Origin of the sequence: Comamonas sp. MYb69, assembly GCF_037479315.1 — a bacterium.
Classification (GTDB): Bacteria; Pseudomonadota; Gammaproteobacteria; order Burkholderiales; family Burkholderiaceae_C; genus Comamonas.
In genome coordinates this window covers 43,026-57,103 of sequence record NZ_JBBGZG010000001.1, presented here as the reverse complement: position 1 = coordinate 57,103, position 14,078 = coordinate 43,026, and the positions used below count along the sequence as shown (strand labels likewise).

The 14,078-nt window shown below is 62.4% G+C and carries 14 protein-coding genes; 2 read left to right on the top strand and 12 right to left on the bottom strand.

The window, feature by feature from the left end; translation table 11 throughout:
* Nucleotides 1-61 precede the first annotated feature (61 nt).
* From WH303_RS00285 to sucC, 5 genes are all read right to left on the bottom strand, one after another.
* Entirely contained in the window at nt 62-565 is a 504-nt protein-coding gene (locus WH303_RS00285; protein ID WP_339516015.1) for a pilin, read from the bottom strand.
* 311 nt (nt 566-876) lie between these two features.
* On the bottom strand, nt 877-1,557 hold the full coding sequence (locus WH303_RS00280) for an FHA domain-containing protein (RefSeq protein WP_339516013.1): 681 nt from the start codon (nt 1,555-1,557) through the stop codon (nt 877-879).
* A gap of 266 nt (nt 1,558-1,823) precedes the next feature.
* Entirely contained in the window at nt 1,824-2,507 is a 684-nt protein-coding gene (locus tag WH303_RS00275) for a TerC family protein (RefSeq protein ID WP_312986859.1), read from the bottom strand.
* 112 nt (nt 2,508-2,619) lie between these two features.
* Complete coding sequence (sucD, locus tag WH303_RS00270) at nt 2,620-3,516, bottom strand: succinate--CoA ligase subunit alpha (RefSeq protein ID WP_021026616.1); 897 nt, start codon at nt 3,514-3,516, stop codon at nt 2,620-2,622.
* Nucleotides 3,517-3,532: 16 nt separating this feature from the next.
* A complete protein-coding gene (gene sucC, locus WH303_RS00265; protein WP_021026617.1) occupies nt 3,533-4,693 on the bottom strand; it encodes an ADP-forming succinate--CoA ligase subunit beta in 1,161 nt (386 codons plus the stop codon).
* A gap of 561 nt (nt 4,694-5,254) precedes the next feature.
* Here sucC and argC point away from each other — a divergent pair.
* A complete protein-coding gene (argC, locus tag WH303_RS00260) occupies nt 5,255-6,187 on the top strand; it encodes an N-acetyl-gamma-glutamyl-phosphate reductase (RefSeq protein WP_339516007.1) in 933 nt (310 codons plus the stop codon).
* Nucleotides 6,188-6,291: 104 nt separating this feature from the next.
* Here the strand turns inward: argC and WH303_RS00255 are convergent, their stop codons facing one another.
* Genes WH303_RS00255 through WH303_RS00225 form a run of 7 tightly spaced genes read right to left on the bottom strand, consistent with a single transcriptional unit; the run spans nt 6,292 to nt 13,013 of the window.
* On the bottom strand, nt 6,292-7,353 hold the full coding sequence (locus WH303_RS00255) for an ABC transporter substrate-binding protein (RefSeq protein WP_027010839.1): 1,062 nt from the start codon (nt 7,351-7,353) through the stop codon (nt 6,292-6,294).
* Nucleotides 7,354-7,364: 11 nt separating this feature from the next.
* Nucleotides 7,365-8,489 (bottom strand): NAD(P)/FAD-dependent oxidoreductase, encoded by a 1,125-nt coding sequence (locus WH303_RS00250; RefSeq protein ID WP_339516001.1) that lies wholly within the window; start codon nt 8,487-8,489, stop codon nt 7,365-7,367.
* Nucleotides 8,482-9,915: an FAD/NAD(P)-dependent oxidoreductase gene (locus WH303_RS00245; protein WP_339515999.1), complete on the bottom strand. Its 1,434-nt coding sequence runs from the start codon at nt 9,913-9,915 to the stop codon at nt 8,482-8,484. Before WH303_RS00245 ends, WH303_RS00250 begins: the two co-directional genes overlap by 8 nt.
* Nucleotides 9,912-10,274: a (2Fe-2S)-binding protein gene (locus WH303_RS00240; protein ID WP_339515997.1), complete on the bottom strand. Its 363-nt coding sequence runs from the start codon at nt 10,272-10,274 to the stop codon at nt 9,912-9,914. Before WH303_RS00240 ends, WH303_RS00245 begins: the two co-directional genes overlap by 4 nt.
* A complete protein-coding gene (locus tag WH303_RS00235) occupies nt 10,274-11,068 on the bottom strand; it encodes an ABC transporter permease (RefSeq protein WP_116926056.1) in 795 nt (264 codons plus the stop codon). The genes WH303_RS00240 and WH303_RS00235 overlap by 1 nt, the downstream gene beginning before the upstream one ends.
* Before the next feature lie 17 nt (nt 11,069-11,085).
* Entirely contained in the window at nt 11,086-11,943 is an 858-nt protein-coding gene (locus WH303_RS00230) for an ABC transporter permease (RefSeq protein ID WP_339515991.1), read from the bottom strand.
* Entirely contained in the window at nt 11,940-13,013 is a 1,074-nt protein-coding gene (locus tag WH303_RS00225; RefSeq protein WP_021026626.1) for an ABC transporter ATP-binding protein, read from the bottom strand. The genes WH303_RS00230 and WH303_RS00225 overlap by 4 nt, the downstream gene beginning before the upstream one ends.
* A gap of 200 nt (nt 13,014-13,213) precedes the next feature.
* Here WH303_RS00225 and WH303_RS00220 point away from each other — a divergent pair, with 200 nt between their 5' ends.
* Complete coding sequence (locus WH303_RS00220) at nt 13,214-14,059, top strand: IclR family transcriptional regulator (protein ID WP_021026627.1); 846 nt, start codon at nt 13,214-13,216, stop codon at nt 14,057-14,059.
* The last annotated feature ends 19 nt before the right edge of the window (nt 14,060-14,078 follow it).

The window sequence follows — 14,078 nt, the reverse complement described above, 5'->3', positions numbered from 1 at the left end:
ATAAATTATTTATAAAAAAGAAAAGAGCGCAAAAGCGCTCTTTTTTAGTAGGCAATTAATTTTATTTGCATTCTGCGGGAGCGTATCGCGCAGCCAGCGAACCTGCGGTAGCACTCGCAAAACCTGCAGACGATGCCGAGGCTGCCATGCAGCGCCATGCAACATTATCAGCAGGAGGAGTGAACGAAGAAGTGCCTGTCGGCAATGCAGTGCCGATTGGTGCATTAGGAGTAACAATCAACGAACCACCACCTGCAGCACCAGTGGTAGTCATGGTGATGACACCGGTACCAGAAGCAATCGCCAGAGATGCCATATTTTTAGTGGCAGTCGGAGCAGTAAATCCAAATGCGTAACCGTCAGCATTCGAAGTTGGATTGCCCGAAGCCAAAACATCAGCGACTTGAACTTTTGCCGCAGAAACGGCAACCAAGCCTTCGGAAACACGCGCTCTCACCGTGTAGTCTTGGTACGCAGGCAGTGCCACCGCAGCCAAAATACCGATAATCGCCACAACGATCATCAGTTCAATCAGGGTGAAACCCTTTTGCATCTTACGCAGCATGTTGAATCCTCTCTATGTAACCAGTGATTAGGTAGCCTTGTCGAGCGACTTGGCGTGCATCACTTACAGCAATTGCTATGCCAACTTTTAGCGCCTACACATCTCGCGGTCTTGGCTGACAAAAATGCGGCGTTTTGTTAACTTATTGTGCAATACGTTCATAAATGTCAGCAAGTCGAGATTTCTGCCATTTTTGTCACCTGCATGTTGAGCGCGCATGCAATGCATAAGGGATGCACAAACAGAAACGGCACCCAAAGGTGCCGTCGCTGCTGTGTAGACCTGTCTACGCAAGTTCCAGGTTCAGGGTCTTAAGTCCAAAACTCATAAGCCATCCCCGCCAGCTCAATCCGATCCCCCTTGTGCATCGACAGCCCCACGCCATTGAGCGCCTGGCCATTGAGCACCACATCGGCCGAGCCATCGACCTTGGTGGCGATATAGCCCTTGCCCCGCTTGGTCAGCGCAGCGACGGCAATACCGGGGCGGCCGACGGTGGTGACGACCTTGGACAGAATGATGTCTTCGCTGGCGCCGCTGACGGCGCGCAGGTAGGGGCTGGGGGTGTAGGGCTGCTCTTCGGCAGGGGGGAAGTCGGCGGGGACCGTGGGGCTGTCTTCGCCGTGGTCGGCATGGGCGGGCTTGGCGGTCAGGCTGCCGGCTTCGCTGGCATGCATGTAATGGCTTTCGGGCACGAGCGAGTTCATCAAAAAGCGGATGCGGCATTTGCCGATGTCCAGCAGATCGCCGCTTTGCAGCACCTGGCGGCGCACCTTGAGGCCGTTGACCTTGGTGCCATTGGTGCTGCCCAGGTCTTCGACGACGACGATGCCGATCTTCTTCTCATAGGTGAAGGCCACATGCTCGCCGCTGACCGCCATGTCGGTCAGCACGATGTCGTTGGTGGAACGGCGCCCCAGGGTGGCCCTGGACTCCGTCAGCATGTAGTCCTGGATCACCACTCCATCTAATGAAACTATGAGTCTTGGCATATTGATAAACCTCGTCACGATTATATGCACATAAGCTATACAAATGACACTTTCGATACGCGGTTGACAAAGGATCACGATGTGTTGGGTGCTACCGGATTTTAGTTACGGGTTTACCCTTGATTCCCCTTGATGACTGATGCCGATCAATGCGTTGGCTGCTGCAGGCGCTCTTTCCCCTTGACGATGCACCCTCTCTGCAGCCCGGCGTAGAAATGCAAAAAGCGCCCGAAGGCGCTTTGTGTTGGGCTGAGAGGATCAGCCGCTCAGTGTGCAGGCGCGGTATTGCGCTTTTGCAGCCACAGGCCCAGGCCCACCACCAGGGCGGCGCCAGCGGCAGCTGCCAGGTAGTGCAGCGCAGGGTTGGCTGCTACAAAGCCGTGCAGCAGCTTGTCGTTCATGATGGTCTCGCCACCCACCCAACCGATGAGGCCAGCGCCCAGGATCACGATGACCGGGAAGCGCTCCATCAGCTTGATCATCAAGGTGGAGCCAAAGACCACCAGCGGGATCGAGATCGCCAGGCCCAGGATCAGCAGCAGCATATTGCCGCCGGCAGCTGCCGCCACGGCAATCACGTTGTCCAGGCTCATCACCAGGTCGGCGATCAGGATGGTGCGGATGGCGGCCATCATCGTGCCGGTGCCCTTGCCCGCGCCCTCTTCTTCGTCATGGCTGGTGAGCAGTTGCAGGCCAATCCACAGCAGCAGGCAACCGCCGACGATCTGCAGGAAGGACAGCTCCAAGAGCTTGGCGGCGACCACGGTCAGCAAGATGCGCAGCACCACGGCGGCGCCGGAGCCGAACATGATGGCTTTTCTTTGTTGTTCAGGGGGTAGGGAGCGCGCTGCGAGCGCGATGACAACGGCGTTGTCGCCCGAGAGAATGATGTTGATCCAGATGATCTTGACCAGCCCGATCCAGAAGTCGGGATGATTGACGTAATCCATGTTGCGCTCCGTAGTTATGAATAAAGACGCCAGACCTGAACGATCTGGCGTCTTCTTTTTATGGAGTACGCAGTTTAGCGGGGCACGCAGCCCCTGGCATGCGTAATTTTGCTTACTTCAGCAGGCCTTGCAGCAGGCGGCCCATTTCGGATGGGTTGCGGGTGATGGTGAAACCGCACTCTTCCATGATGGCCAGCTTGGCATCTGCCGTGTCGGCGCCGCCGGAGATCAGCGCGCCAGCGTGGCCCATGCGCTTGCCGGGAGGGGCAGTCACACCAGCGATGAAGCCCACCACAGGCTTCTTCATGTTGGCCTTGCACCAGAGAGCGGCTTCAGCTTCGTCTGGACCGCCGATTTCGCCGATCATGATCACAGCGTCGGTGTTCGGGTCGTCGTTGAACGCCTTCATCACGTCGATGTGCTTGAGACCATTGATGGGGTCGCCACCGATACCGACAGCCGAAGACTGGCCAATGCCCAGTTCGGTCAGCTGTGCCACGGCTTCATAGGTCAGGGTGCCCGAACGGCTCACCACACCGATGCGGCCTGGCTTGTGGATGTGACCGGGCATGATGCCGATCTTGATTTCACCGGGGGTGATCAGGCCTGGGCAGTTGGGGCCCAGCAGCAAGGTCTTCTTGCCGCCAGCCGCTTCCTTGGCCTTCATCTTGTTGCGCACTTCCAGCATGTCGCGCACGGGGATGCCTTCGGTGATGCAGATGGCCAGGTCCAGGTCGGCTTCCACGGCTTCCCAGATCGCAGCAGCAGCGCCTGCAGGTGGCACATAGATCACGGACACGGTGGCACCGGTGTCCTTGGCAGCATCCTTGACCGAACCGTAGATAGGGATGTCGAAAATCTTTTCGCCAGCCTTCTTGGGGTTCACGCCAGCGACGAAGCAGTTCTTGCCGTTCGCGTATTCCTGGCACTTTTCAGTGTGGAACTGGCCGGTCTTGCCCGTGATGCCTTGGGTAATGACTTTGGTGTCTTTATTGATATAGATAGACATGTGTGTTCTCCAGGGCTTACTTCACTGCGGCAACGATCTTGGTGGCGGCTTCGGCCATGGTGTCGGCCGAGATGATGGGCAGGCCCGATTCGGCCAGCATCTTCTTGCCCAGCTCTTCGTTGGTACCCTTCATGCGCACCACCAGTGGCACGCTCAGGTTCACCGCCTTGCAAGCGGTGATCACGCCGGTAGCGATGGTGTCGCACTTCATGATGCCGCCGAAGATGTTGACCAGAATGCCCTTGACCTTGGGGTTCTTGAGCATGATCTTGAAGGCTTCAGTGACCTTCTCGGGGGTGGCACCGCCGCCCACGTCCAGGAAGTTGGCAGGCTCGCCGCCGAACAGCTTGATGGTGTCCATCGTGGCCATGGCCAGGCCAGCGCCGTTCACCAGGCAGCCGATGTTGCCGTCCAGGCTGATGTAGGCCAGGTCGAACTTCGAAGCTTCCACTTCCGCTGGATCTTCTTCGTCCAGATCGCGCAGGGCCACCAGCTCTGGGTGACGGAACAGCGCGTTGGGGTCGAAGTTGAACTTGGAGTCCAGTGCAATCACGTTGCCCTTGGAGTCACGGTTGAGCGGGTTGATTTCAACCAGCGATGCGTCCGTGTCCATGTAGCACTTGTACAGCTTTTGGCAGATATCGATGAACTGTGCCACCGAATCAGCAGGCATGCCGATGCCCTTGGCCAGTTCTTCACCATTGGCTTGCGTGAAGCCAGCAATGGGGTCGACCAGCACGGTGATGATCTTCTCTGGAGTGCTGTGCGCCACTTCCTCGATGTCCATGCCGCCTTCGCTCGAAGCGATGAAGGCCACCTTCTGCGTGCCACGGTCGGTCACGGCAGACAGGTAGTATTCCTGCTGGATGTCGGCACCGTCTTCGATGTACAGGCGGCGCACCTTCTGGCCTTCAGGGCCGGTCTGGTGGGTCACCAGTTGCATGCCGAGGATTTGCTCGGACAGCGCCTTCACATCGTCGATGGTCTTGGCAACCTTCACGCCACCGCCCTTACCGCGGCCACCTGCGTGAATCTGGGCCTTCACCACCCACACGGGGCCGCCCAGCTTCTGTGCTGCTTCCACTGCTTCTTGCACAGTGAAGGCGGGGATACCGCGCGGAACGGGCACGCCGAACTGACGCAAGATTTCCTTGCCTTGGTATTCATGAATTTTCATGATGTCTCTCAGTAAAACAAAATGGGAAAAAACCCGGCGGCCGAGCGCGCAGAACAAAGAATTCGCAAACAAGGCAGAAGGCCTGGCAGTCCGCGAATTTACCATGCTGCACTGCGCCATGGGGGGCAGCGCCTGCAGGAGTCCCAATGCGCTTCCGGGGTTTGTCGGCCGCCGGAATGCATATAGCTATTATTTGTATAGCTAACCAGCCATGTTGGGCAGTCGTCTCCGTGTACCAGGTCTATCAGCCAAGGCAGTCAATGCCTGTCGGAGGCCTGCGTAAAAGTTGTCGATAAATACCCGAGCGGTGCAGGATTTTTGGCACAGCCGCCCGGGGCTGACACATTTTTGCGCTAGTGCGCACTGCGCTTTGGGCCAGCACAGGGCCATCACAGGCCCCAAAACAGCATGTCCGGCGCATCGCACAAGCCCTTGTCAGACCGGACTGCAAATTTGCCATCCTCCTGCGCGCATTGCAGCGCTTTGTATGACAATAAGCACTTTCCCGAACCTCAAGCGCCCGCAGCCCGCAGGCGCCAACGCACAGCAGGAGTGATGGCAATGGCAAAAGTGTTTATCGACGGCGAAGCTGGCACCACCGGTTTGCAGATTCGCGAACGCCTGGTGGATATGCCCGGCGTGGAGTTGGTAAGCATTGCGCCCGAGCTGCGCAAGGACCCAGAGGCCAAGCGTGCGCTGATCGCCGGCGTGGACCTGGTCATCCTCTGCCTGCACGACGATGCCGCCAAGGACACCACGGCCATGGTTGATGCGATCGAGCAGGAAACCGGCCGCAGCATCCGCATCATCGATGCCTCGACCGCCCACCGCGTCAATGACCAGTGGGTCTATGGCTTCCCCGAGCTGAGCGCGGGCCAGAAAAGCGCCGTGCAAGCGGCCAAGCGCGTCTCCAACCCTGGCTGCTATGCCACCGGCGCCATCGCCATCCTGCGCCCGCTGATCGATGCCGGCCTGGTCCCTGCCGATGCCGCGCTGGCACTGCCTTCGGTGTCCGGCTACTCCGGTGGCGGCCGCCAGATGATGGAAGCCTATGAGGCCGGCGGTGCCGCCCCTTATGAGGCCTATGCGCTGGGCCTGACGCACAAGCACATCCCCGAAATCCTGAAATACACCGGCCTGACCCGCCGCCCGGTATTCATTCCTGCGGTCGGTAACTTTGCCCAGGGCATGCTGGTGCAGCTACCGCTGCACCTCGATGAGTTGCCCGGCAAGCCGCTGCTGAGCGATCTGCACAACGCCCTGGCCGCCCACTACGCCAAGACCAACCAGGACGAGCAATGGGTGCAGGTGCTGCCGCCCACCGACGACAACAAGCTGGCCGCCGATACCTTGGCAGGCACGAACAAGCTGGAAATCCGCGTGTTCGGCAACGAGCAGCTGCGCCAGGCCGTCGTCATCGCCCGCCTGGACAACCTGGGCAAGGGCGCCAGCGGCGCTGCAGTGCAAAATCTCAAGCTGATGCTGGGTCTCTAATCCACCGCTGCGCCAGCACGACAAAGCCGCCCCATGGGGCGGCTTTTCTCTGTCTGGGCGATGACCAGATGCCGGGCACTATCCCACCAGGCACCTGCCGGTGATCAGCGCTCCACCGTGCGGTTCCAGCGCTTGTTCCACTCGGGGCGGTCGGCGTTGACCACATCCCAATCCACAGCCACGGCATTCTTCAGGATGGCGTTCATCTTGTTCTGCTCTTCGGCTGGCTTGCCTTGCAGCTTGGTCTTGGGGTTCACGGGGTTGTAGCTGCCGTTTTCCATCGCCAGCGCCTGGGCTTCCGGGCTCACCAGATACTCCACCAGCTTTTGCGCCAGCTCGGACTCGGGGTTGTTGTTGAGCACGCACATGGCGGTCATCAGCACAACAGCGCCTTCCTTCGGCGCCACATATTCCATCGGGATGCCCTTGGACTTCATCAGCTCGGCCTGCGTCAGGGTGTAGGGGAAGATGGCGGCATCACCGGCCTGCATCATCTCCACCACCTTGGACGAGTTGGGGATGTACTCCACCACGTTCGGGCCAATGGTCGTCGGCCAGGCCTTGAAGGCCGGGTCCACGTTCTTTTCGTTGCCGCCCTTGAGGCGGTTGAACATCAAAAAGGCATGCAGGCCAAAGGACGAGGCCGGCATCGACTGCACCACCACCTTGCCCTTGAGCTTGGGGTCGGCCAGGTCGTTCCAGGAAGTGGGTGCAGCCCAGCCCTTTTCGGCAAACATCTTGGTGTTGTAGGCCAGGCCGGTCAGGCCCATCGACAGGCCAATGGCGCTGTCCTTGATCTTCGCGATGTCCGGGATCTCGCTGTAGCCGGCAGCGGGCTTGAGCTTTTCGCACAGACCCATGCTGATGGCGCGGTACATCACGCCGTCATCCAGGGTCATGACCTGCATCTGGGCCTTGTCCTTGGAGGCCTGGGCCTTGGCCAGGATATCGGTCGAGGTGCCCGGCACCACGACGACCTTGACATTGTTGGCCTTCTCGAACGCGGGGAACACGAACTGCGAGTAGGTGCGCTCCATGTTGCCGCCATTCATGCCGATGTAGATGGTTTTGGTCTGTGCCTGCACCGCGCTGGCCGCAGCCACCACAGAGGCCATCAGGGCGATGGCGCGCACAGGAGTTTTGAGGGTCGTCGTCCAAGAAGACATGTGGATTCCTTTCAGGTTGAACATGCGGGGTCGGTAAATCGGTCTATACGGAAAGCATCAATCGGCGTGCTGCTGCGGCCCTGGGCAATCAGCTCAGCCATCACATCGCCCACGCCCGGCCCGAGCTGAAATCCCCCGCCGGCAAAACCAAAGGCATGGTAGAGGCCGGCCTGGCGGCTGCTGGCGCTGATGATGGGCTCGTGGTCAGGCAAGGCGCCTTCGTTGCCGCTCCAGGTGCGGATCAGCTGGGCGTTCTTCAACTGGGGCAGCAGCTCCACCAGCTGCGGCAGCTGCGCCCAGACGGTGGTGTGGCGGTTGCGCGCGCGGGTGTCGTCCAGCACCAGTCCGGGCCCGCCGCCAAACACCACATTGCCCCGGCGCACCTGGCGGCAGTAGATGCTGCCGCCCTCCACGCCCAGGCTCCAGTGCAAAAAGTAGGGCAAGGGCTCGGTCACGCCCATGGCCGGCGGCCGGATGCGCATGGGCACCGGCTCGCCGCACTGCTCGGCAAACTGGCCGGCCCATGCGCCTGCGGCGTTGACCACCACATTCGCGCGGATCTCCATCTCGGGCGTGCGCACCACAAAGCGCTGGCCATTGTGCGCCACCTCCAGCACGGGGCTGTGCTCGAACACCTGGGCCCCCGCCCGCGCGGCCGCCGTGGCAAAGGCCGGTGACAGCAGGCGCGGGTTGGCCTGGCCATCATCCGGGCAGAAGGAGCCGCCCACGACCTTGGCGCCGCCGACCGGAAAGCGCTTGTGCAGCTCTGCGCCATCGAGCAGCTGCAGGTCCAGCCCACAGTCGCGCGTCTTCTCGGCATAGCGCACTAAAGATTCCATATCCGCCTGCGAGCGGGCAATCTTGAAGTGGCCCGAGCGCTCGTACTCGGCCTCGGTGCCGATCAGCGCGGTCAGGCGCCCCCAGTGCTGGTGGGCGCGTTGCGACAGCGGCAGCATCGCCAGCGACCGCCCCTGGCGGCGCACACCACCAAAATTGACGCCGCTCGAGCGCGAGCCGCAGAGATCGCGCTCGACCACTACCACCGGGATGCCGCGTTTGCGCAAGAACAGCGCCGTGCTCGCGCCCATGATGCCGCCGCCAATCACCACCACCTCGGTGGCCAGTTGCTTAACCATGGCTGGCCTCCTGGTCCGTGCTGACCACGGTCATGTCCAGCGGCAGGGGCTTGATCGGCGCCTGGCCCCGGATGCGGCCTATCTGCGCCACAGGCACCTGCAAGGTATCGGCCAGGATCTCGGTCGCAGCCACACCGCACATGCGGCCCTGGCAGCGGCCCATGCCAACCCGGCACAGCGCCTTGATGCGGTTGATGTCGCCCTGCGGCTGGTTGGCAGCGGTAGCGCGCAGCTCAGCCGCCGTGATGTTTTCGCAGCGGCAGACCACCAGCTCGTCCGGTGCACGCGCCGCCCAGTCGTCGGGGAAGGGAAACGCCACCTCCAGCGCCTGGCGGAACTGCTGCGTCTTGTCCAGCTGCTGGCGCAGCCTGGCCTGGCGCGCTGCATCGGTTGCAATGCCCCGGTCCTGCAGCAAAGCCAGTGCGGCCAGCTCGCCCGACATCTCGGCCGCGTCCGCCCCCATGATGCCGGCGCCGTCGCCCGCCAGATAGACGCCGGGCACGCTGCTGCGCCGGTCGGCATCGATCTGCGGCACATAGCAGCGGTGCAGCGGGGCAAAGGCGAACGCGCAGCCCAGCAGGTCGGCCAGCTGCGTCTCGGGCCGCAGCGCATAGCCCAGGCCGATGGCGCTGCAGGCAGTGCGTTGCTCGGCGCCCTGCGCATCCTTCCACACAATAGCCTGCACGCGGTCTGCGCCTTCGGCGCGCAGCAGCTGCACGCCGTGGTGTACCGGCACATCGTGAAACATCAGCCAGCTCAAAAAGTACAGGCCCTTGGCGGTGACTGCCGGTTGGGCCAGCATCGCTGGCGCCGCCTTGTAGCGCTGCACGGCAGGAGCCGTATCCAGCACCGCCAGCACCCGGCCACCGGCCTTGGCGTACTGGTAGGCCACGAGATACAGCAAGGGGCCGGTGCCGGCAAACACCACCGCGTCGCCAATCGCACAGCCCTGGTACTTCAAGGCCACCTGGGCGCCGCCCAGGGTGTAGACGCCGGGCAGGGTCCAGCCCGGCAGGGGCAATACCCGGTCGGTGGCGCCGGTGGCGACGATCAGATCGCGCCAGCGCAGGGTATTGGCGGTGCGCTGCGCCGTGTGCAGCAGGTCCAGGCTGTGGCCCTGGGCGTTCCAGACGAGGGTGTCGGGCCGGTAGTCCAGCTGCGGGCGCAGGCGGTCAAAGGTCTGGTGCAGATCGCTGGCGCGGCCGGCCTCAAAGCCATACAGGTCCTTGGGCGTGCGGCCAAAGCCATCGGGCTGGCGGCGGTAGATCTGGCCTCCGGCCTTGGGCGCCTCGTCGATGACGACCGGGCGCAGGCCATGGGCCAGCAGAGTTTGCGCGGCGCGGATGCCGGCAGGCCCGGCGCCCACGATGACGGGCGGCCCGTCTGCGGGCCGGGGATCGTCCAGGTAGAAATCGCTGCCGATCATGGTTGCACCTGGGTCGCATTGGTGGCGGTAGCCTGGGCCACGGCCTCTGCCGTGGTACAGATCTGCATGCCCGCCTGCAGCAAGGTGGAGCAGGCGCGCAGCTTGCGGCCGGCCTGCTCACCACCCAGCGTGACCCAGCAGTCCTGGCAGGCGCCCATCATGCAAAAGCCGGCGCGCGGGCTATGGGCAAACTCATGGCTGCGCAGCTGGGCCGACTGGGTCAGCACGGCAGTCAGCACCGTGTCGCCCTGCAGCGCCTGGGCAGGCTGGCCGTTGAGCACAAACTGCAGCGGCTGGCGACCCTGCTCCTTGAGGCGCTGCAGCTGGCCGGCCGGCAAAAGAGGAGTAGCGTGTGCCATCAGTGCTTGCCGATCAGGATGCGGTCCAGTCCATAGACCTTGTCGAGCAAGAGCATCAGCCCCAGCGTGATGAACACGATCAGCGCCGAAACGGCCGCCATCATCGGGTCCAGCGACTCGGTGGCATACATGTACATGCGCACCGGCAAGGTCACCGTGCTGGGCGAGACCACAAAAATCGACATGGTCAGCTCGTCAAAGCTGTTGATAAAGGCCAGCAACCAGCCGCCGGTGATGCCGGGCAGGATCATCGGCAAGGTGATGCGCTGGAACACCTTGGCATTGCTGGCGCCCAGCGAGTAGGCGGCCTGCTCGGCGCTGCGGTCAAAGCCGATCAGCGCGGCCATCACCAGGCGCATGGTGTAGGGCATCACCACCAGCGCATGGGCAAAGATCAGCCAGCCAAAGCTGCCCTGGCCGCCGACCAGCGAGAACATACGCAGCATCGCCACACCCAGCACCAGGTGGGGAATGATCAGCGGCGACAGGAACAGCGCCTGCAGCGCGCCACGGCCCGGGATCTCATAGCGCACCAGCGCAATGGCAGCGGGCACGGCCAGCGCGGTCGAGATGGAGGCGGCCGCGACCGCCAGGCCCAGGCTGTTCCAGAACGACTGGACAAAATCGGCATGGTGCAGCACCTGCTCAAACCAGCGCAGCGAGAAGCTGGTGGTGGGCAGGGTCAGGGTCTCGGCCGGGGTGAAGGCCACCAGGCAGACGATCACCAGCGGCGCCAGCATGAAGATGATGACCAGCGCGTTGAAGATGAGGGCAATGGGTCCGTTTTTTTGCATGTCAGTTACCTCGCCTCTCAGCCCAGGGTCTTCTTGTAGCGGCCTTCAACCATGCGGTTCCAGCCCAGCATGATCACCAGGTTGGCAGCCAGCAGCACAAAGGCGATGGCTGCGCCCAGCGGCCAGTTCAGCTCGTGCAGGTACTCGTCATAGATCAAGGTGGCGACCATCTTGACCCGGCGCCCGCCCAGCAGGCCGGGAATCGCAAACGAGCTGGCGGCCAGGCCGAACACGATCAGGCTGCCCGAGAGAATGCCGGGCAGCACCTGCGGAAACACCACGCGGCGCAGGGTGGTGAAGTGCGAGGCACCCAGCGACAGCGAGGCGCTCTCGACCGAAGGATCGAGCTTTTGCAGCGAGGTCCAGACGGGGATCACCATGAAGGGCAGCATCACATGCACCAGTGCAATGACAATGGCCGTCTCGTTGTAGAGCAGCTTGACCGGGCTGATGCCCACCAGGCGGAAGATGTCGTTGATCAAGCCTTCGGGGCCCAGCAGCATGCTCCAGCCAAAGGCCCGCACCACCACCGAAATCAACAGCGGCGCCAGGATGATCAGCAAGAAGATGGAGCGCCAGGGCGCGCGCATCTTGCTCAGGATGTAGGCCTCGGGCGCGCCGATGGCGATGCAAATCAACGTCACCAGGCCCGAAATCCACAAGGTGCGCCAGAAGATCTCGTAGTAGTAGCTGTCGGTGACGATGTGCACATAGTGCTCGATCGTGAAGCTGCCCGCGACCGGACCGGTGTCCACGTTGTAGGCATTGAAGGACAGGATGGTGGTCAGCAGCAGCGGCACCGCCAGCATCACCGCAAACAGCAGCAGCGCCGGAGCGCTCATGGCCCAGGGGGCCCAGGTGCGGCGCTCGCTCATGCGGCCACCCCGTCACCAGCGATCAGGCGCACATTGCGGTCGGACCAGTCGATCCCCACCTGGCTGCCTACCTGGTGGGGCGCCTCGCCATCGTTGGCCGCCGTCACGGTGATGCTGCCCAGCGGGCATTCCACCGTGTAGAGCCAGAGATTGCCCAGGAAGAAGCGCTCGCGCACAGTGCCCTGGGTGCGGCCGGGCGAAATGGCCGACAGCTGGATTTTCTCGGGGCGCAGGCCCAGCAGCAAACGCGTGCCGTGGCTGGCCGCTGCGGCGGGCACATCCTGCACCGCCATCTGCACATCGCCCACATGCGCCAGCCACTGGCCGCCCTGGGCATGCACGGTGGCCTGCAGCAGGTTGGCCTTGCCGACAAAGGTGGAGATAAAGGCGTTGTGCGGGTGCTCGTACACCGTGTGTGGCGTGTCCACCTGGGTGATGCGGCCGGCTTCCATCACCACGACGCGGTCGCTGATCGACATGGCTTCGCTTTGGTCATGCGTGACCATGATGGTGGTCGTGCCCACCTTGCGCTGGATCTCGCGCAGCTCGAACTGCATCTCCTCGCGCAGCTTGGCATCGAGGTTGGACAGCGGTTCATCGAGCAGCAGCACCGGTGGCTTGATGACCAGCGCCCGGGCCAGGGCCACGCGCTGGCGCTGGCCGCCCGAGAGTTCACGCGGGTAGCGGTCGGCATAGGGACCCAGGTGCACCAGGGCCAGCGCTTCGCTGGCACGCTCGCTGCGCTCGGGCTGCGCCACCTTGCGCATCTCCAGGCCGAACTCGACGTTCTCGCGCACGGTCATGTGCGGGAACAGCGCATAGGTCTGGAACACGATGCCCAGGCCGCGCTCATTGGCCTTGGCGCGGGTGATGTCCTTGCCGTCGAGCTCAATGCGGCCTTCGGTCACATCCACAAAGCCAGCAATCATCTGCAAGCTCGTGGTCTTGCCGCAGCCCGAGGGGCCGAGCAAGGAGACGAACTCGCCCTTTTGCACATCCAGGTTGAACTGGCTGACCACCCGGTTGGGGCCGTACTGTTTGGAGACGTTGTGGAGACGCAGAAAACTCATGGAAATCACCTCGGTGGCACAGGGTTGCGGGGCCCGTCGGCCATGTCGCACGGATGAACGACATTTGCAACTATTTGTCTATTTTCGGAATGTGGTTTGAATCCATACACGGTGTAAACACTGATAATGGAAGATAAATTTGATTTATTCCGATAAATGGAATAAAAATCAGATGTACCGAATTTTTATTCCGAAAAACCATGAGCACCGACACCTCTGAGGACAACAGCCACCAGCGCGGCACCCTGCACCGCAGCTTTTTGGTGATGCGCGCGCTGGCCGCACACCAGACCGAAGGCGTGCGCGTGACCCATCTGGCCAAGGAAATCGGCCTGACCCAGGCCACCACGCACCGGCTGCTGCAAGGCCTGATCCAGGAGGGCATGGTCGAGCAGGACCAGGTGCACAAGCTCTACCGGCTGAGCCTGGATTTGTTCTCGCTGGCCGCCCAGGCCGGTGCGGTAAGCGACCTGCGCAGCCTCGCGCGCCCGGTGCTGCTGCGCCTGTGCGCCAGCCTCAACGACACGGTGATCCTGATGGTGCGCTCGGGCTTTGACGCGGTCTGCCTGGACCGCATCGAAGGCCAGTTCCCGATCCGCACCTTTACCGGTGATATCGGCGGGCGCGTGGCGCTGGGCGTGGGCCAGGGCTCGCTGGTCATCCTGGCCAACCTGCCCGAGGCCGAGCGCGAGGAGGTGCTGCGCTTCAACCTGCCGCGCATGCAGCACTACAACGTCTATGACGAGGTCTACATGCGCACCGAGATCGACAAGGCGCACCGCCAGGGCTATACCGCCAAGAACTCCGGCCTGCTCGAAGGGATGGCTGGCCTGGCCGTGCCGGTGTTTGACCGGGGTGGCCAGGTGGTGGCAGCGCTGTCGATCGGCACCCACACCGCGCGCCTGAGCGACGAGCGCCTGCCCATCGTGCGCGACATGCTGCTGCGCGAAGCCAAAACGCTGAGTGCGCAGATCAACCCCTTTGACCCGACCTTGCGCCACCCGATGCATGCGATCTCCACCGGGGACCGCACCCGCTCGATGTAAGCCCAGCCCTGTCACCTTC